Origin of the sequence: Pseudomonas sp. 22526, assembly GCF_052044735.1 — a bacterium.
GTDB lineage: Bacteria > Pseudomonadota > Gammaproteobacteria > Pseudomonadales > Pseudomonadaceae > Aquipseudomonas > Aquipseudomonas piscium.
This window is the reverse complement of the sequence record NZ_JBQENK010000023.1, coordinates 109,464-125,967: the sequence shown is the minus strand read 5'-3', so window position 1 is coordinate 125,967 and position 16,504 is coordinate 109,464. Positions and strand designations below refer to the sequence as shown.

Genomic DNA, 16,504 nt, shown 5'->3' with positions numbered 1-16,504 from the left:
GCGCACGTAGAGTACGACTCGAACATTCGTCACTACGCGCACGTTGACTGCCCAGGTCACGCCGACTACGTCAAAAACATGATCACTGGTGCTGCCCAGATGGACGGCGCGATCCTGGTTTGCTCGGCTGCCGATGGTCCGATGCCACAAACTCGTGAGCACATCCTGCTGTCCCGTCAGGTAGGCGTTCCGTACATCGTTGTCTTCCTGAACAAGGCTGACATGGTTGACGACGCTGAGCTGCTGGAACTGGTTGAGATGGAAGTGCGCGATCTGCTGAGCACTTACGACTTCCCAGGTGATGACACTCCAATCATCATCGGTTCGGCTCTGATGGCTCTGAACGGCCAAGACGACAACGAAATGGGCACTACCGCTGTTAAGAAGCTGGTAGAAACTCTGGACACCTACATCCCAGAGCCAGAGCGTGCTATCGACAAGCCGTTCCTGATGCCTATCGAAGACGTATTCTCGATCTCCGGTCGTGGCACCGTGGTAACTGGTCGTGTTGAGCGTGGTATCGTTCGCATCCAGGAAGAAGTTGAGATCGTTGGTCTGCGCGACACTCAGAAAACCACCTGCACCGGCGTTGAAATGTTCCGCAAGCTGCTCGACGAAGGTCGTGCTGGCGAGAACTGCGGCGTTCTGCTGCGTGGCACCAAGCGTGACGACGTTGAGCGTGGCCAGGTTCTGGTTAAGCCAGGTACCGTTAAGCCGCACACCAAGTTCACCGCTGAAGTGTACGTTCTGAGCAAAGAAGAAGGCGGCCGTCATACTCCGTTCTTCAAAGGCTACCGTCCACAGTTCTACTTCCGTACTACTGACGTGACTGGTAACTGCGAGCTGCCAGAAGGCGTTGAAATGGTAATGCCAGGTGACAACATCCAGATGACTGTCACTCTGATCAAAACCATCGCGATGGAAGATGGTCTGCGTTTCGCTATCCGTGAAGGCGGTCGTACCGTCGGCGCTGGCGTCGTAGCCAAAGTCATCGAGTAATCGACGACTCATGAAAAAGCCCCCGCTTGCGGGGGCTTTTTTATTGGGTTGACACTCTGTGGGACCGTCTATAGAATTGCGCCTCCTTTTAACGGGCGTATTGCGCCCGGTGGGAATAGCAGCCTGGAGTCTGAAATCCAATGCAAAATCAGCAAATCCGTATCAGGTTGAAGGCTTTCGACCATCGCCTGATCGACCAATCCACCCAGGAAATCGTGGAAACCGCGAAACGTACTGGTGCTCAAGTGCGTGGTCCTATTCCACTGCCTACCCGTAAAGAGCGGTTCACCGTTCTGGTCTCCCCGCACGTCAACAAAGACGCGCGTGACCAGTACGAGATCCGTACTCATAAGCGCGTACTGGACATCGTCCAGCCAACGGATAAAACCGTTGATGCACTTATGAAGCTTGATCTTGCGGCAGGTGTGGAAGTGCAGATCAGCCTCGGCTAAGACTCGGTCTTAGTCGTGTAACGCTCTGAAATGGGCGGCCATAGCGGGTGAAAGCCCCGTACACTCATGAGGTTTACAACATGACTATTGGTGTAGTCGGTCGTAAATGCGGTATGACCCGTATTTTCACCGAAGAAGGTGTCTCCATTCCGGTCACGGTCATTGAGATCGAGCCGAATCGCGTCACCCAGTTCAAAACTGAAGAAACCGATGGCTATCGTGCAGTGCAAGTCACTGTAGGTGAGCGTCGTGCTTCGCGCGTGACTGCTGCTCAAGCAGGTCACTTCGCTAAAGCGAACGTTGCTGCCGGTCGTGGCGTTTGGGAATTCCGTCTTGAAGAAGGCGAGTACCAAGCTGGCGATCTGATCAATGCAGAAATCTTCGCAGCTGGCCAACTGGTAGATGTTACCGGTCAGTCGAAAGGTAAAGGCTTCGCCGGTACCATCAAGCGTTGGAATTTCCGCGGTCAAGATAACACCCACGGTAACTCCGTTTCCCACCGCGTCCCGGGCTCTATTGGCCAGTGCCAGACTCCTGGTCGTGTATTCAAGGGCAAAAAAATGTCCGGTCATATGGGCGCTGAGCGCGTGACCGTGCAGTCCCTGGAAGTAGTGCGCGTCGACGCTGAACGCAATCTGTTGTTGGTCAAGGGTGCTGTTCCTGGCGCTACTGGCGGCAACCTGGTTGTACGTCCGGCGGCCAAGGCTCGCGGTTAAGGGGAAGCTGACATGCAATTAAATGTAAATGACGCTCAAGCGATCGAAGTTTCCGAACTGACATTTGGCGGCGAATTCAACGAGACGCTGGTTCACCAAGCAGTCGTGGCCTACATGGCCGGCGGCCGTCAAGGTAGCAAGCAGCAAAAGACCCGTTCCGACGTTTCCGGTGGCGGCAAGCGCCCATGGCGTCAGAAAGGTACTGGCCGTGCTCGTGCCGGTACTATCCGCAGCCCAATCTGGCGTGGCGGCGGTACCACTTTCGCAGCTCGTCCACAGGATCACTCCCAGAAGCTGAACAAGAAGATGTATCGCGCAGCAATGCGTTCCATCCTTGCTGAGCTGGTGCGTACTGATCGTCTGGTCGTGGTTCAGGATTTCGCTGTTGAAACTCCGAAAACCAAAGATCTGCTGGGCAAGCTGAACAACATGAGTCTGACCGACGTTCTGATCGTGTCTGACGCTGTTGATCAGAACCTGTACCTGGCTGCTCGTAACCTGCCACACGTTGATGTACGTGACGTGCAAGGTTCCGATCCAGTTAGTCTGATCGCATACGACAAAGTGTTGATCACTGTGTCGGCCGTGAAGAAATTCGAGGAGCTGCTGGGATGAACCAGGAACGCGTATTTAAAGTTCTGCTTGGCCCGCACGTTTCCGAGAAGGCTACGGTTCTGGCAGACAAGAAAGGCCAGTTCGTTTTCAAGGTTGCTACTGATGCAACCAAGCTGGAAATCAAGAAGGCCGTCGAAAGCCTGTTCAGCGTGAAAGTGGAGCGCGTTACTACCCTGAACGTTCTGGGTAAGAGCAAGCGTACCGCTCGCGGTCTGGGCAAGCGTAATGACTGGAAGAAGGCAGTTATCTCCCTTCAGCCAGGCCAAGATCTCGATTTCAGCAGCAGTGCTGAGTAAGGAAGGGGTGCATCATGGCAATCGTTAAATGCAAACCGACTTCCCCTGGCCGCCGTTTTGTGGTCAAGGTGGTCAACCAGGAGCTGCATAAAGGCGCTCCTCACGCACCGCTGCTCGAGAAGAAGTCGAAGTCTGGTGGTCGTAACAACAATGGCCGTATTACCACTCGTCACGTTGGTGGTGGTCATAAGCAGCACTACCGTCTGGTCGACTTCCGTCGCAACGACAAAGATGGCATCGCTGCCACTGTCGAGCGTATCGAATACGATCCAAACCGTACTGCTCACATCGCTTTGCTGCTGTACGCAGACGGCGAGCGTCGCTACATCATCGCCCCTAAAGGCGTGAGCGCTGGTGACCAGCTGATCGCAGGTGCTCTGGCACCGATCAAGCCGGGCAACGCTCTGCAACTGCGTAACATTCCAGTTGGTAGCACCGTACACGGCATCGAACTGAAGCCAGGTAAAGGCGCGCAAATCGCTCGTTCCGCTGGTGCTTCGGCTCAGCTGATCGCTCGTGAAGGTGTCTACGTGACCCTGCGTCTGCGTTCTGGTGAGATGCGTAAAGTCCTGGCTGAATGCCGTGCGACCCTGGGCGAAGTCTCGAACTCCGAGCACAGCCTGCGTTCGCTGGGTAAAGCTGGTGCCAAACGCTGGCGTGGCGTTCGCCCAACCGTTCGTGGTGTTGCCATGAACCCGGTTGACCACCCACATGGTGGTGGTGAAGGTCGTACCTCTGGTGGTCGTCATCCGGTATCGCCATGGGGCTTCCCGACTAAGGGCGCGAAGACTCGTGGTAATAAGCGTACCGACAAAATGATCGTCCGTCGTCGCAAGTAAATAGAGGGATACGACAGTGCCACGTTCTCTGAAAAAAGGTCCTTTTATTGATCTTCACCTACTGAAGAAGATCGAAGTGGCGGCGGAAAAGAACGATCGCAAACCAGTTAAGACCTGGTCGCGCCGTTCCATGATCCTGCCACAAATGGTCGGTCTGACCATTGCTGTGCATAACGGTCGTCAACATGTTCCAGTTCTCGTGAACGAAGACATGGTCGGCCACAAACTGGGCGAGTTCGCCGGTACCCGTACATATCGCGGGCACGTGGCTGACAAGAAAGCCAAGCGTTAAGGGGTAAGGAACGATGGAAGTAGCCGCTAAGTTGTCGGGCGCTCGAATCTCCGCCCAGAAAGCCCGCTTGGTCGCCGACCAGATCCGCGGGAAGAAGGTGGGCGAAGCGCTCAACCTGTTGGCTTTCAGCAGTAAGAAAGCCGCCGAGATCATGAAGAAAGTGCTGGAGTCGGCCGTAGCCAACGCCGAGCATAACGAAGGCGCAGACGTTGATGACCTGAAGGTCTCCACCGTTTTCGTCAACGAAGGGCGTTCGCTGAAGCGCATCATGCCGCGTGCCAAAGGCCGTGCTGATCGCATCGTCAAGCGGTCTTGCCATATCACTGTCAAGGTTGCTGACAAGTAACGGAGTCGAAGAGATGGGTCAGAAAGTACATCCCATTGGCATTCGCCTGGGAATCGTCAAGGAGCACACCTCCGTCTGGTACGCAGACGGTCGGACTTATGCGGACTATTTGCTCGCAGATCTGAATGTGCGTGAGTACCTCCAAGACAAACTAAAAAGCGCGTCCGTAAGCCGTATCGATATCCATCGTCCGGCTCAAACTGCACGCATCACCATCCACACCGCTCGTCCCGGCATCGTGATCGGCAAGAAAGGTGAAGATGTTGAGAAACTGCGTCAGGACCTGACCAAGCAAATGGGTGTGCCTGTGCACATCAATATCGAAGAGATCCGCAAGCCGGAGCTCGACGGTATGCTGGTTGCCCAGAGCGTAGCTCAGCAGCTGGAGCGTCGTGTAATGTTCCGTCGCGCTATGAAGCGCGCAGTACAGAACGCCATGCGCATTGGTGCCAAAGGCATCAAAATCCAAGTGAGCGGTCGTCTCGGCGGTGCTGAAATCGCACGTACTGAATGGTATCGCGAAGGTCGTGTGCCACTGCACACCCTGCGTGCCGATATCGACTATGCCACCTACGAAGCTCACACCACTTACGGTGTGATCGGTGTGAAGGTTTGGATCTTCAAAGGCGAAGTAATTGGTGGTCGCCAAGAAGAGCTGAAGCCACAAGCACCTGCGCCTCGTAAAAAAGCTGCTAAGTAAGGGGTACGCCAAATGTTGCAACCAAAGCGTACGAAGTTCCGCAAGCAAATGACCGGCCACAACCGTGGTCTGGCATTGCGCGGTAGCAAAGTCAGCTTCGGCGAGTTCGCGCTGAAGTCTGTTGCTCGTGGTCGTCTCACCGCTCGTCAGATCGAGTCGGCACGTCGTGCCCTGACCCGTCACGTAAAGCGTGGCGGCAAGATCTGGATCCGTGTATTCCCGGACAAGCCTATTTCCAAGAAGCCACTCGAAGTTCGGATGGGTAAAGGTAAGGGTAACGTCGAATACTGGGTTGCCCAGATTCAGCCAGGCAAAGTCCTGTATGAAATCGAGGGTGTTTCTGAAGAGCTGGCGCGTGAGGCTTTCGCCCTGGCTGCTGCAAAGCTGCCGCTCGCCACCTCCTTTGTTAAACGGACGGTGATGTGATGAAAGCGAATGAACTTCGTGAAAAATCCGCACAGCAGCTGAACGAGCAACTGCTCGGCCTGCTGCGCGACCAGTTCAATCTGCGTATGCAGAAGGCAACTGGCCAGTTGGGGCAGTCTCATCTGCTCTCGCAAGTTAAACGTGACATCGCTCGCGTGAAGACTGTGCTCAACCAGCAGGCAGGTAAGTAATCATGGCTGAAGCCGAAAAAACTGTCCGTACGCTGACTGGCCGTGTTGTCAGCGACAAGATGGACAAGACCATCACCGTTCTGATCGAGCGTCGCGTTAAGCACCCTATCTACGGTAAATACGTTAAGCGTTCGACTAAGCTGCACGCGCACGACGAAACCAACCAGTGCCACATCGGCGACAAAGTCACTATTCGTGAAACTCGTCCGATGGCCAAGACCAAGTCTTGGGCTCTGGTTGATGTTCTCGAACGCGCTGTGGAAGTCTAAGGGCTAAGGGTCGGAGAAATTATATGATTCAGACTCAATCCATGCTCGATGTGGCCGATAACAGCGGCGCTCGCCGCGTTATGTGCATCAAGGTGCTGGGTGGCTCCCATCGTCGTTACGCTGGTATCGGTGACATCATCAAAGTTACCGTCAAGGAAGCAATTCCTCGCGGTAAGGTGAAGAAAGGTCAAGTGATGACTGCTGTTGTAGTCCGCACTCGCCATGGCGTCCGTCGTGCTGACGGCTCCATCATCCGCTTTGATGGCAACGCTGCTGTTCTGTTGAACAACAAGCAAGAGCCGATCGGCACCCGTATCTTTGGGCCAGTGACCCGTGAACTTCGTACTGAGAAGTTCATGAAGATCGTCTCGCTCGCCCCAGAAGTGCTGTAAGGAGATCCGACATGCAAAAGATTCGTCGTGACGACGAGATCATCGTGATCGCCGGCAAAGACAAGGGTAAGCGCGGTAAGGTGCTTAAGGTTCTCGCTGACAACCGTCTGGTTGTTGGTGGTCTGAACCTGGTTAAGCGTCATACCAAGCCTAACCCGATGTCGGGCGTACAGGGCGGTATCGTCGAGAAAGAAGCGCCACTGCACGCTTCCAACGTCGCCATTTTCAACGGCGAAACCAACAAGGCTGACCGCGTTGGTTTCAAAGTAGAAGACGGCAAAAAAATTCGTGTCTTCAAGTCGACCCAAAAAGCGGTTGATGCTTGAACACTGCTAGGTAGAAGACCATGGCACGACTACAAGAGATTTACCGGAAGGAAATCGCTCCGAAACTTAAGGATGAACTTAAGCTTTCGAACGTGATGGAAGTTCCGCGCGTTACCAAAATCACCCTGAACATGGGTCTGGGCGAAGCGATCGGCGACAAAAAAGTCATCGAGCACGCTGTTGCTGACCTGGAAAAGATCACCGGCCAGAAAGTCGTTGTGACCTACGCTCGGAAATCCATCGCTGGCTTCAAAGTCCGTGAAGGTTGGCCGATCGGCGTCAAAGTGACCCTGCGTCGTGAGCGTATGTACGAGTTCCTGGATCGTCTGCTGTCGATCTCCCTGCCTCGGGTTCGCGACTTCCGCGGCCTGAATGCCAAGTCCTTCGATGGTCGTGGCAACTACAGCATGGGCGTGAAAGAGCAGATCATCTTCCCGGAAATCGACTACGACAAGATCGATGCTCTCCGCGGTCTGGACATTACCCTGACCACCACTGCCAAGAACGATGATGAAGGCCGCGCTCTGCTGCGTGCTTTCAAATTCCCGTTCCGCAACTGATTGGAGTAGGAAAATGGCCAAGAAGAGCATGAAAAACCGTGAGCTGAAGCGTCAGCTCACCGTTGCCAAGTACGCCACCAAGCGTGCAGCGCTGAAAGCTATCATCGTCGATCTGAACGCAAGTCCAGAAGCACGTTGGGAAGCTACCGTAGCTCTGCAGAAGCAGCCACGTGACGCAAGCGCTTCGCGCATGCGTAACCGCTGCCGCCTGACTGGTCGTCCGCACGGCGTTTACCGCAAGTTCGGCCTCGGCCGTAACAAGCTGCGTGAAGCTGCAATGCGTGGTGACGTACCAGGTCTGGTTAAAGCCAGCTGGTAATAGCTATCAAAGTCGCGGTGCTCGGGGTCGCAAGATCCTGACCACCGGTGGCCTTGAACATGAATCAAGCCCCTTTTGGGGCTTGATTCATTTCTGGGGTGTGTCTAGAATGACCGGCTCGCCTGAGCCCGTGTTTTTTGCCCGGAATTTCTCGGCGACAAGCTGTAGCCGCAAGGCTCATTTTTTTTGTATCAGGAGCGTCTAGCCCATGAGTATGCAGGACCCGTTAGCGGACATGCTAACTCGAATCCGTAATGCCCAGATGGCTGAAAAGTCCGTCGTAAGCATGCCGTCTTCCACGCTGAAGGTGGCTGTAGCAAAAGTCCTGAAGGACGAAGGTTACATCGCGGGTTATCAGATCAGCAGCGAAACCAAGCCACTGCTGTCCATCGAGCTGAAATACTTCGAAGGCCGTCCGGTCATCGAGGAAGTGAAGCGCGTTAGCCGTCCAGGCCTGCGTCAGTACAAGTCCGTTGAAGATCTGCCGAAAGTTCGTGGCGGTCTCGGCGTGTCTATCGTCTCCACCAACAAAGGTGTGATGACTGATCGTGCTGCGCGCGCTGCCGGTGTCGGCGGCGAAGTTCTTTGCACTGTGTTCTAAGGGGGGATAAGCATGTCTCGCGTCGCTAAGAACCCCGTTAAGCTGCCAGCTGGTGTTGAAGTTAAATTCGCCGGCCAACAGCTTTCGGTGAAGGGTGCCAAGGGCACTCTCGAACTGAACGTACACTCGTCCGTTGAAATTGTTCAGGAAGCTGGTGAGCTGCGTTTCGCTGCTCGCAATGGCGACCAACAAACTCGCGCAATGGCCGGTACCACTCGTGCGTTGGTAAACAACATGGTCCAAGGCGTAAGCCAAGGCTTCGAGCGCAAGCTCCAGCTGGTCGGTGTTGGTTACAAAGCACAAGCAAAAGGCACAGTGCTGAACCTGGCCCTCGGCTTCTCGCACCCAGTGGACTACGAGCTGCCAGCAGGCATCACCGCTGAGACTCCTAGCCAGACCGATATCCTGATCAAGGGCATCGACAAGCAGCTGGTAGGTCAAGTGGCCGCTGAGATCCGCGACTTCCGTCCACCAGAGCCTTACAAAGGTAAAGGTGTGCGCTACGCGGACGAAGTCGTCCGTCGTAAAGAAGCCAAGAAGAAGTAGGGCATAGCAAATGACCGACAAAAAAGTTACTCGACTGCGTCGCGCTCGCAAAGCACGCCTGAAAATGCACGAACTCGAAGTCGTGCGTCTCTGCGTGTTCCGCTCTTCGCAGCACATCTACGCCCAGGTCATTTCGGCCGACGGCAACAAAGTCCTGGCAAGCGCCTCGACTTTGGATAAAGAACTGCGTGATGGCGCCACTGGCAACATCGACGCGGCCACTAAGGTTGGCCAGCTGGTCGCTACGCGTGCAAAAGCCGCTGGCGTCTCGCAGGTGGCTTTCGACCGCTCTGGCTTCAAGTACCACGGCCGCGTCAAGGCGCTGGCTGATGCTGCTCGTGAAGCTGGGCTGGAGTTCTAAGTTATGTCAAATAACGACCAAAAGCGCGACGAAGGCTACATCGAGAAGCTGGTTCAAGTTAACCGCGTAGCCAAAACCGTAAAAGGCGGCCGTATCTTCACTTTCACCGCGTTGACCGTGGTTGGTGATGGTAAAGGTCGCGTTGGCTTCGGCCGTGGCAAGTCGCGTGAAGTGCCTGCTGCGATCCAGAAGGCAATGGAAGCTGCTCGCCGCAACATGATCCAAGTTGACCTGAACGGCACCACTCTGCAGTACGCAATGAAGTCCGCTCACGGCGCTTCGAAGGTGTACATGCAGCCTGCTTCTGAAGGTACCGGTATCATCGCTGGCGGCGCTATGCGTGCTGTCCTCGAAGTTGCTGGCGTTCAGAACGTTCTGGCCAAGTGCTACGGCTCGACTAACCCAGTAAACGTGGTTCACGCCACTTTCAAGGGTTTGAAAGCAATGCAGTCCCCTGAATCCATTGCCGCCAAGCGTGGCAAAAGCGTCCAGGAGATCATCTGATCATGGCTACCGTTAAAGTAACGCTGATCAAAAGCATGACCGGCCGTATCCCTAACCACAAACTGTGCGTTAAGGGTCTGGGTCTGCGTCGCATCGGTCACACTGTAGAAGTCCAGGATACTCCCGAGAACCGCGGGATGATCAACAAGGCTTACTACATGCTGCGTGTCGAGGGTTAATCGATGAAACTCAATGATCTGAGTCCAGCGCCGGGTTCCCGTCGCGAAAAGCATCGTCCGGGCCGTGGTATCGGTAGTGGTTTGGGTAAGACTGGTGGCCGTGGTCACAAAGGTCAGACTTCCCGCTCCGGTGGCACCATTGCTCCAGGCTTTGAAGGCGGTCAACAGCCGCTGCATCGTCGCCTGCCGAAGTTCGGTTTCGTATCCCTGAAAGCCATGGATCGCGCAGAAGTGCGTCTGTCCGAGCTGGCTAAAGTGGAAGGCGACATCGTCACCGTGCAGTCCCTGAAAGATGCCAACGTGATTAACCAGAACGTACAGCGTGTGAAAATCATGCTGTCCGGCGAAGTTACTCGCGCTGTGACTATCAAGGGCATCGCAGCCACCAAAGGTGCGCGTGCGGCTATCGAAGCAGCTGGCGGCAAGTTCGAGGAATAAATGGCTAAGCAAGGTGCTCTCTCTGCGCTCGGCAAAGGCGGTATGTCTGAACTCTGGGCTCGTCTGCGTTTTCTGTTCTTGGCGATTATCGTCTACCGAATAGGCGCACACATCCCGGTTCCAGGTATCAACCCTGACCGACTCGCAGACCTGTTTCGACAGAATGAGGGGACCATTCTTAGCTTGTTCAACATGTTTTCCGGCGGCGCGCTGGAGCGGATGAGCATCTTTGCACTGGGGATCATGCCGTACATCTCGGCATCGATCATCATGCAGCTGATGACTGCCGTCAGCCCGCAGCTGGAGCAGTTGAAGAAGGAAGGTGAAGCTGGCCGTCGCAAGATCAGCCAGTACACCCGCTACGGCACTGTCGTCCTAGCTCTTGTTCAGGCCATCGGCATGTCCGTTGGCCTGGCGGGGCAGGGCGTTGCGTTCACTGGTGACTTTGGCTTCCATTTCGTCGCGGTATCCACTTTTGTGGCTGGTGCGATGTTCATGATGTGGCTGGGTGAGCAGATTACTGAGCGTGGTGTTGGCAACGGTATCTCGATGTTGATTTTCGCAGGTATCGTCGCCGGTCTTCCGAGAGCGATCGGGCAGTCTTTCGAGTCTGCGCGTCAGGGTGATATCAACATTTTTGCCCTGGTTGCCATCGGTTTGCTGGCAGTAGCGATTATCGGTTTTGTGGTGTTCATTGAGCGTGGTCAGCGTCGTATTGCTGTTCACTATGCCAAGCGTCAGCAGGGCCGCAAGGTGTTTGCTGCGCAGACTAGCCACTTGCCGCTGAAAGTGAATATGGCAGGCGTAATTCCTGCTATTTTCGCGAGCAGCATTTTGCTGTTCCCGGCTTCGTTGGGTGCCTGGTTCGGTCAGTCTGAAGGTATGGGCTGGTTGCAGGACATCTCGCAGTCGATCGCTCCTGGTCAGCCGTTGAATATTCTGCTGTTTAGTGCAGGGATTATTTTCTTCTGCTTCTTCTATACGGCGTTGATGTTCAATCCGAAAGACGTAGCGGAAAACCTGAAGAAGTCCGGTGCCTTTATTCCGGGCATCCGTCCAGGTGAGCAGTCTGCGCGCTACATTGATGGCGTTCTGACCCGCTTGACCATGTTCGGTGCTCTATATATGACGGCCGTCTGCCTGTTGCCCCAGTTCCTGGTGGTTGCAGCAAACGTTCCGTTCTACCTTGGCGGGACCTCGTTGCTGATCGTGGTCGTGGTTGTTATGGACTTTATGTCGCAAGTACAATCGCACCTCGTTTCGCACCAGTACGAATCCCTGATGAAGAAAGCCAACCTGAAGGGTTACGGCAGCGGCATGCTGCGCTGACCCATAAGGTTCGAGGAGTTGGTGATGAAAGTTCGTGCATCGGTGAAAAAGCTGTGCCGTAACTGCAAGATTATTCGCCGCGAAGGTGTTGTTCGAGTAATTTGCAGCGCGGAACCGCGTCACAAACAGCGCCAAGGCTGAGTGTGATTGTGCTTCAAGCCCAGCAGCTAGTGCGCTGCTGGGTTGATTATTTGTTATTACAGCGATATTATCTCGCGCCCTATTTCTTGGCTTCCGGGGCGTAGGTAGCTGTCAATTGGAGTCCCACTGAATGGCCCGTATTGCAGGCGTTAACATTCCAGATAACAAGCATACTGTTATCTCGCTGACCTACATCTATGGTGTTGGTCGCACGACTGCGCAGAAAATCTGTGCAGAGACTGGGGTCAACCCAGCCGCAAAGATCAAGGATCTGAGCGACGAGCAAATTGAACAGCTGCGTGGCGAAGTGGCGAAGTTCACCACTGAAGGTGACCTGCGTCGCGAAATCAACATGAAAATCAAACGCTTGATGGATCTGGGCTGCTACCGCGGTCTGCGCCATCGTCGTGGTCTGCCAGTACGCGGTCAGCGTACCAAGACCAACGCGCGTACTCGCAAAGGTCCGCGTAAGCCGATCCGCAAGTAATCGCACCAGCGAATCGACAGGAATTTAGTCATGGCAAAACCTGCTGCTCGTCCTCGTAAAAAGATTAAAAAGACAGTGGTTGATGGCATCGCCCACATCCACGCGTCTTTCAACAACACCATCGTGACCATCACCGACCGTCAAGGTAACGCTCTTTCCTGGGCAACCTCCGGTGGTTCGGGTTTCCGCGGTTCCCGCAAGTCCACCCCGTTCGCTGCTCAAGTAGCTGCTGAGCGTGCTGGTCAAGCTGCGCTGGAATATGGCCTGAAAAACCTCGACGTTAACGTCAAGGGCCCAGGTCCAGGTCGTGAATCCGCAGTCCGCGCTTTGAACGGCTGTGGCTACAAGATCGCCAGCATCACCGACGTGACGCCAATCCCGCATAACGGGTGCCGTCCGCCGAAGAAGCGCCGCGTGTAATCCAGGAGATTGTAAAGAATGGCTCGTTACATTGGTCCAAAATGCAAACTGGCTCGTCGCGAAGGCACCGATCTCTTCCTGAAGAGCGGCGTGCGCGCTATCGAATCCAAGTGCAACATCGAAGCAGCACCTGGTATCCACGGCCAGCGCCGCGGTCGCCAGTCCGACTACGGCACCCAACTGCGTGAAAAGCAGAAGGTCCGTCGTATCTACGGCGTTCTCGAGCGTCAATTCAGCGGCTACTACAAAGAAGCTGCTGGCAAGAAAGGTGCAACCGGTGAAAACCTGCTGCAACTGCTCGAATGCCGTCTGGACAACGTTGTATACCGTATGGGCTTCGGTTCGACTCGTGCCGAATCCCGTCAGCTGGTATCGCACAAGTCGATCAGCGTAAACGGTCAGACCGTTAACGTTCCGTCCTACCAGGTTCGTGCTGGTGACGTGGTTGCTGTTCGCGAGAAAGCAAAAAACCAACTTCGCATTGTCCAAGCTCTCGATCTGTGTGCCCAACGTGGCCGCGTAGAATGGGTAGAAGTAGACACTGAGAAGAAGTCGGGCGTTTTCAAGAACGTTCCAGCTCGCAGTGATCTGTCCGCCGACATCAACGAAAGCCTGATTGTCGAGCTCTACTCCAAGTAAGGGCTAGAAAATAGGTGCATCCATGCAGATTTCGGTAAATGAGTTCCTGACACCCCGCCATATTGATGTGCAGGTTGTCAGTCCAACCCGCGCCAAGATCACCCTCGAGCCTCTCGAGCGTGGTTTTGGCCACACCCTGGGCAACGCGCTGCGCCGCATCCTGTTGTCCTCAATGCCCGGCTGTGCAGTAGTCGAGGCCGAGATTGACGGTGTGCTCCACGAGTACAGCGCCATCGAAGGTGTACAGGAAGACGTAATTGAAATCCTGTTGAACCTTAAAGGTCTGGCTATCAAGCTGCACGGCCGTGACGAAGTTACGCTGACCTTGTCGAAGAAGGGTTCGGGGGTGGTTACCGCTGCCGATATTCAGCTGGATCATGATGTCGAGATCGTTAACCCCGATCACGTAATCGCTAACCTGGCGTCTAACGGCGCCCTGAACATGAAGCTCGTAGTAGCTCGTGGTCGTGGTTATGAACCGGCAGACTCGCGTCAGAGCGATGAAGACGAAAGCCGCAGCATCGGTCGCTTGCAGCTCGACTCTTCGTTCAGCCCGGTTCGCCGTATCGCATACGTGGTGGAAAACGCCCGTGTCGAGCAGCGTACCAACCTGGACAAGCTGGTTATTGATCTGGAAACCAACGGTACTCTGGATCCTGAAGAGGCTATCCGCCGTGCTGCAACCATCCTGCAACAGCAGTTGGCTGCGTTCGTCGACCTCAAGGGTGACAGTGAGCCAGTGGTAATCGAGCAGGAAGACGAGATCGATCCGATCCTGCTTCGCCCGGTTGACGATCTGGAACTGACTGTACGTTCGGCTAACTGCCTTAAGGCGGAAAACATTTACTACATCGGCGACCTGATTCAGCGTACCGAAGTAGAACTGTTGAAGACTCCGAACCTTGGCAAGAAATCCTTGACCGAAATCAAGGACGTTCTGGCCTCCCGCGGTCTGTCCCTCGGCATGCGCCTCGACAACTGGCCGCCTGCAAGTCTTAAGAAGGACGACAAGGCGACTGCCTGATCGTCGTAATCACCGAACGTAGTGTTTGGTAAGGAATGAACCATGCGTCATCGTAAAAGTGGTCGTCACCTGAGCCGCACCAGCTCGCACCGCAAGGCCATGTTCCAAAACATGGCGGTGTCGCTGTTCGAGCACGAGCTGATCAAAACTACACTGCCGAAAGCTAAAGAACTGCGCCGCGTTGCTGAGCCGCTGATCACTTTGGCCAAGACAGACAGCCTGGCTAACCGCCGTCTGGCTTTCGACCGTACTCGTTCGAAAGCTATCGTTGGTAAGCTCTTCAACGACCTGGGCAAGCGTTACGCTACCCGTGAGGGTGGCTACCTGCGCATCCTCAAGTGCGGTTTCCGCGCTGGCGACAACGCGCCTATGGCGTACGTCGAGTTGGTTGATCGTGCTGTCGGCGGTGAAGCTGTATCCGCTGAGTAAGACGTCAAATACAAAAAACCGGGCCTAGTGCCCGGTTTTTTGTGTCTGCTGTATTAGAAAAAATCTATCGATAGTAATCATTTAATGAATTTGATGCTGTCATCTTGATGGTCGATACTCCTCGTCAGCCGATTAGCCGGCAGTTCCAAGACTGACAGAGGAAGATTGAGCATGAGCCAAAACAAAACGCTTACCACCGCAAGTGGCGCTCCAGTCGCCGATAACCAGAATTCCCGTTCTGCTGGCCCTCGTGGCCCGCTGCTGCTCGATGATTTTCATCTGATCGAGAAGCTGGCCCACTTCAACCGTGAAAACATTCCTGAGCGTCGTGTACACGCCAAGGGCTCGGGTGCTTACGGTACCTTCACCGTGACCCGTGACATCACCGAATACACCAGCGCCAAGCTTTTCGAGTCCGTGGGCAAGCAAACCCCTACCTTCCTGCGTTTCTCGACTGTGGGCGGCGAACGTGGTTCGGCTGATACCGAGCGCGACCCACGCGGTTTTGCCCTGAAGTTCTATACCGAAGAAGGTAACTGGGACATCGTCGGCAACAACACGCCTGTGTTCTTCATTCGTGACCCGTTGAAGTTTCCCGACTTTATCCACACCCAGAAGCGTCTGCCGCAGAGCAACCTGAAGAGCGGCCAGGCGATGTGGGACTTCTGGTCGCACTCGCCCGAGGCGCTGCACCAGGTCACCATCCTGTTCTCGGATCGCGGGATTCCGGACGGTTATCGTCATATGCACGGCTTTGGTAGCCACACCTACAGCCTGATCAACGCCAAGGGCGAGCGTCACTGGGTGAAGTGGCACTACAAGACCAAGCAGGGCATCAAGAACCTGGCCCCGGCCGAGGCTGCCCGCCTGGCGGGTACCGATCCGGATTACGCCCAGCGTGACCTGTTCAGCGCGATCGAGCGCGGCGACTTCCCGAAATGGAGCGTGTGCATTCAGATCATGACCGAAGCCGAGGCGGCCGCTCACTACGAGAACCCGTTCGACGTGACCAAGACCTGGTCGCAGAAAGAGTTCCCGCTGATCGAAGTCGGTGAGCTGGAGTTGAACCGCAACCCGCTGAACTACTTCGCTGAAGTCGAGCAGGCTGCCTTTGGTCCTAGCAACATGGTTCCAGGCGTCGGCCTGTCGCCGGACCGCATGCTGCAAGGCCGCGTATTCGCTTACGCCGATGCTCATCGCTATCGTGTTGGCACCAACCACCAGCAACTGCCGGTCAACGCCCCACGCAGCCCGGTGCACAGCTACCAGCGTGATGGTTCCATGGCCTTTGGCAGCAATGGTGGCGCGGCGCCGAACTATGAGCCGAACAGCTATGCCGACGCGCCTAAGCAGGCTCCTCGCTACGCGGAGCCGGCCCTGGCACTCAGTGGTGCGGCCGATCGTTACGATCACCGTGAGGACACCGACTACTACAGCCATGCAGGCGCCCTGTTCCGCCTGATGAACGATCAGCAGCAAGCCCTGTTGATCAACAACATCGCCGGCGCAATGGCGGGTGTCAGTTCGGATGTGGTCCAGCGTCAGCTGCAGCATTTCTTCAAGGCCGACCCGGCTTATGGAGAAGGTATCGCAAAGGCGTTGGGCGTACAGCTTAACTAAGTCTAAACGAGAAGCAGAACCGCCCTCATTTGGGCGGTTTTTGCGTTT

30 protein-coding genes are annotated in these 16,504 nt (G+C 55.2%); all 30 read left to right on the top strand.

What is annotated here, in order from left to right:
- Positions 1-999, top strand: a 999-nt coding sequence (gene tuf / locus ACTJKT_RS27440; RefSeq protein WP_440789343.1) for an elongation factor Tu, incomplete at its 5' end; no start/stop codon positions are given.
- A gap of 140 nt (positions 1,000-1,139) precedes the next feature.
- Positions 1,140-1,451: a 30S ribosomal protein S10 gene (rpsJ, locus tag ACTJKT_RS27435; protein WP_003186070.1), complete on the top strand. Its 312-nt coding sequence runs from the start codon at positions 1,140-1,142 to the stop codon at positions 1,449-1,451.
- Between the two features lie 80 nt (positions 1,452-1,531).
- Positions 1,532-2,167: a 50S ribosomal protein L3 gene (gene rplC / locus ACTJKT_RS27430; RefSeq protein ID WP_007924205.1), complete on the top strand. Its 636-nt coding sequence runs from the start codon at positions 1,532-1,534 to the stop codon at positions 2,165-2,167.
- 12 nt (positions 2,168-2,179) lie between these two features.
- Positions 2,180-2,782, top strand: a complete 603-nt coding sequence (gene rplD, locus ACTJKT_RS27425; protein ID WP_007924200.1) for a 50S ribosomal protein L4 — start codon at positions 2,180-2,182, stop codon at positions 2,780-2,782.
- Positions 2,779-3,078 (top strand): 50S ribosomal protein L23, encoded by a 300-nt coding sequence (gene rplW, locus ACTJKT_RS27420; RefSeq protein ID WP_002555488.1) that lies wholly within the window; start codon positions 2,779-2,781, stop codon positions 3,076-3,078. Before rplD ends, rplW begins: the two co-directional genes overlap by 4 nt.
- Positions 3,079-3,092: 14 nt before the next feature.
- Positions 3,093-3,917, top strand: coding sequence for a 50S ribosomal protein L2 (rplB, locus tag ACTJKT_RS27415; protein WP_007924198.1), 825 nt, complete (start codon positions 3,093-3,095; stop codon positions 3,915-3,917).
- Between the two features lie 16 nt (positions 3,918-3,933).
- The gene (gene rpsS, locus ACTJKT_RS27410; RefSeq protein WP_002555486.1) at positions 3,934-4,209 is read left to right on the top strand and encodes a 30S ribosomal protein S19; all 276 of its coding nucleotides are present in this window, start codon (positions 3,934-3,936) and stop codon (positions 4,207-4,209) included.
- Between the two features lie 13 nt (positions 4,210-4,222).
- Positions 4,223-4,555 carry a 50S ribosomal protein L22 gene (rplV, locus tag ACTJKT_RS27405; RefSeq protein ID WP_003103908.1) on the top strand — a complete coding sequence of 111 codons (333 nt, stop codon included), beginning with the start codon at positions 4,223-4,225 and terminating at the stop codon, positions 4,553-4,555.
- 13 nt (positions 4,556-4,568) lie between these two features.
- On the top strand, positions 4,569-5,255 hold the full coding sequence (rpsC, locus tag ACTJKT_RS27400; protein ID WP_007924192.1) for a 30S ribosomal protein S3: 687 nt from the start codon (positions 4,569-4,571) through the stop codon (positions 5,253-5,255).
- Positions 5,256-5,267: 12 nt separating this feature from the next.
- Positions 5,268-5,681, top strand: coding sequence for a 50S ribosomal protein L16 (gene rplP, locus ACTJKT_RS27395; RefSeq protein ID WP_003228729.1), 414 nt, complete (start codon positions 5,268-5,270; stop codon positions 5,679-5,681).
- Positions 5,681-5,872 (top strand): 50S ribosomal protein L29, encoded by a 192-nt coding sequence (gene rpmC, locus ACTJKT_RS27390; protein WP_002555481.1) that lies wholly within the window; start codon positions 5,681-5,683, stop codon positions 5,870-5,872. The genes rplP and rpmC overlap by 1 nt, the downstream gene beginning before the upstream one ends.
- A 2-nt stretch (positions 5,873-5,874) precedes the next feature.
- A complete protein-coding gene (rpsQ, locus tag ACTJKT_RS27385; protein ID WP_003194644.1) occupies positions 5,875-6,141 on the top strand; it encodes a 30S ribosomal protein S17 in 267 nt (88 codons plus the stop codon).
- A gap of 23 nt (positions 6,142-6,164) precedes the next feature.
- Complete coding sequence (rplN, locus tag ACTJKT_RS27380; protein ID WP_002555479.1) at positions 6,165-6,533, top strand: 50S ribosomal protein L14; 369 nt, start codon at positions 6,165-6,167, stop codon at positions 6,531-6,533.
- A gap of 11 nt (positions 6,534-6,544) precedes the next feature.
- The gene (gene rplX / locus ACTJKT_RS27375; protein ID WP_003186046.1) at positions 6,545-6,859 is read left to right on the top strand and encodes a 50S ribosomal protein L24; all 315 of its coding nucleotides are present in this window, start codon (positions 6,545-6,547) and stop codon (positions 6,857-6,859) included.
- A 20-nt stretch (positions 6,860-6,879) separates the two neighbouring features.
- On the top strand, positions 6,880-7,419 hold the full coding sequence (gene rplE / locus ACTJKT_RS27370; RefSeq protein ID WP_007924186.1) for a 50S ribosomal protein L5: 540 nt from the start codon (positions 6,880-6,882) through the stop codon (positions 7,417-7,419).
- 13 nt (positions 7,420-7,432) lie between these two features.
- Entirely contained in the window at positions 7,433-7,738 is a 306-nt protein-coding gene (gene rpsN / locus ACTJKT_RS27365) for a 30S ribosomal protein S14 (RefSeq protein ID WP_003228726.1), read from the top strand.
- A 208-nt stretch (positions 7,739-7,946) separates the two neighbouring features.
- A complete protein-coding gene (gene rpsH / locus ACTJKT_RS27360; protein WP_003228724.1) occupies positions 7,947-8,339 on the top strand; it encodes a 30S ribosomal protein S8 in 393 nt (130 codons plus the stop codon).
- 12 nt (positions 8,340-8,351) lie between these two features.
- Positions 8,352-8,885: a 50S ribosomal protein L6 gene (gene rplF, locus ACTJKT_RS27355; RefSeq protein ID WP_044465327.1), complete on the top strand. Its 534-nt coding sequence runs from the start codon at positions 8,352-8,354 to the stop codon at positions 8,883-8,885.
- 10 nt (positions 8,886-8,895) lie between these two features.
- Positions 8,896-9,246, top strand: coding sequence for a 50S ribosomal protein L18 (rplR, locus tag ACTJKT_RS27350; RefSeq protein WP_003186037.1), 351 nt, complete (start codon positions 8,896-8,898; stop codon positions 9,244-9,246).
- 3 nt (positions 9,247-9,249) lie between these two features.
- Positions 9,250-9,750, top strand: coding sequence for a 30S ribosomal protein S5 (rpsE, locus tag ACTJKT_RS27345; protein WP_007924184.1), 501 nt, complete (start codon positions 9,250-9,252; stop codon positions 9,748-9,750).
- Between the two features lie 2 nt (positions 9,751-9,752).
- Positions 9,753-9,929 (top strand): 50S ribosomal protein L30, encoded by a 177-nt coding sequence (gene rpmD, locus ACTJKT_RS27340; protein WP_003176408.1) that lies wholly within the window; start codon positions 9,753-9,755, stop codon positions 9,927-9,929.
- Between the two features lie 3 nt (positions 9,930-9,932).
- Complete coding sequence (gene rplO / locus ACTJKT_RS27335; protein ID WP_007924183.1) at positions 9,933-10,367, top strand: 50S ribosomal protein L15; 435 nt, start codon at positions 9,933-9,935, stop codon at positions 10,365-10,367.
- A complete protein-coding gene (gene secY / locus ACTJKT_RS27330) occupies positions 10,368-11,696 on the top strand; it encodes a preprotein translocase subunit SecY (RefSeq protein ID WP_007924182.1) in 1,329 nt (442 codons plus the stop codon).
- Between the two features lie 24 nt (positions 11,697-11,720).
- Positions 11,721-11,837: a 50S ribosomal protein L36 gene (gene rpmJ, locus ACTJKT_RS27325; protein WP_002555468.1), complete on the top strand. Its 117-nt coding sequence runs from the start codon at positions 11,721-11,723 to the stop codon at positions 11,835-11,837.
- 130 nt (positions 11,838-11,967) lie between these two features.
- On the top strand, positions 11,968-12,324 hold the full coding sequence (gene rpsM / locus ACTJKT_RS27320) for a 30S ribosomal protein S13 (RefSeq protein WP_009045849.1): 357 nt from the start codon (positions 11,968-11,970) through the stop codon (positions 12,322-12,324).
- Positions 12,325-12,354: 30 nt separating this feature from the next.
- Positions 12,355-12,744, top strand: coding sequence for a 30S ribosomal protein S11 (rpsK, locus tag ACTJKT_RS27315; protein ID WP_007924177.1), 390 nt, complete (start codon positions 12,355-12,357; stop codon positions 12,742-12,744).
- An 18-nt stretch (positions 12,745-12,762) separates the two neighbouring features.
- Entirely contained in the window at positions 12,763-13,383 is a 621-nt protein-coding gene (rpsD, locus tag ACTJKT_RS27310; protein ID WP_003176404.1) for a 30S ribosomal protein S4, read from the top strand.
- A 22-nt stretch (positions 13,384-13,405) separates the two neighbouring features.
- Positions 13,406-14,407: a DNA-directed RNA polymerase subunit alpha gene (locus ACTJKT_RS27305; protein WP_007924176.1), complete on the top strand. Its 1,002-nt coding sequence runs from the start codon at positions 13,406-13,408 to the stop codon at positions 14,405-14,407.
- A gap of 42 nt (positions 14,408-14,449) precedes the next feature.
- Positions 14,450-14,836, top strand: a complete 387-nt coding sequence (gene rplQ, locus ACTJKT_RS27300) for a 50S ribosomal protein L17 (RefSeq protein ID WP_007924175.1) — start codon at positions 14,450-14,452, stop codon at positions 14,834-14,836.
- Between the two features lie 171 nt (positions 14,837-15,007).
- The gene (locus ACTJKT_RS27295; protein WP_440789336.1) at positions 15,008-16,456 is read left to right on the top strand and encodes a catalase; all 1,449 of its coding nucleotides are present in this window, start codon (positions 15,008-15,010) and stop codon (positions 16,454-16,456) included.
- Positions 16,457-16,504: the final 48 nt, after the last annotated feature.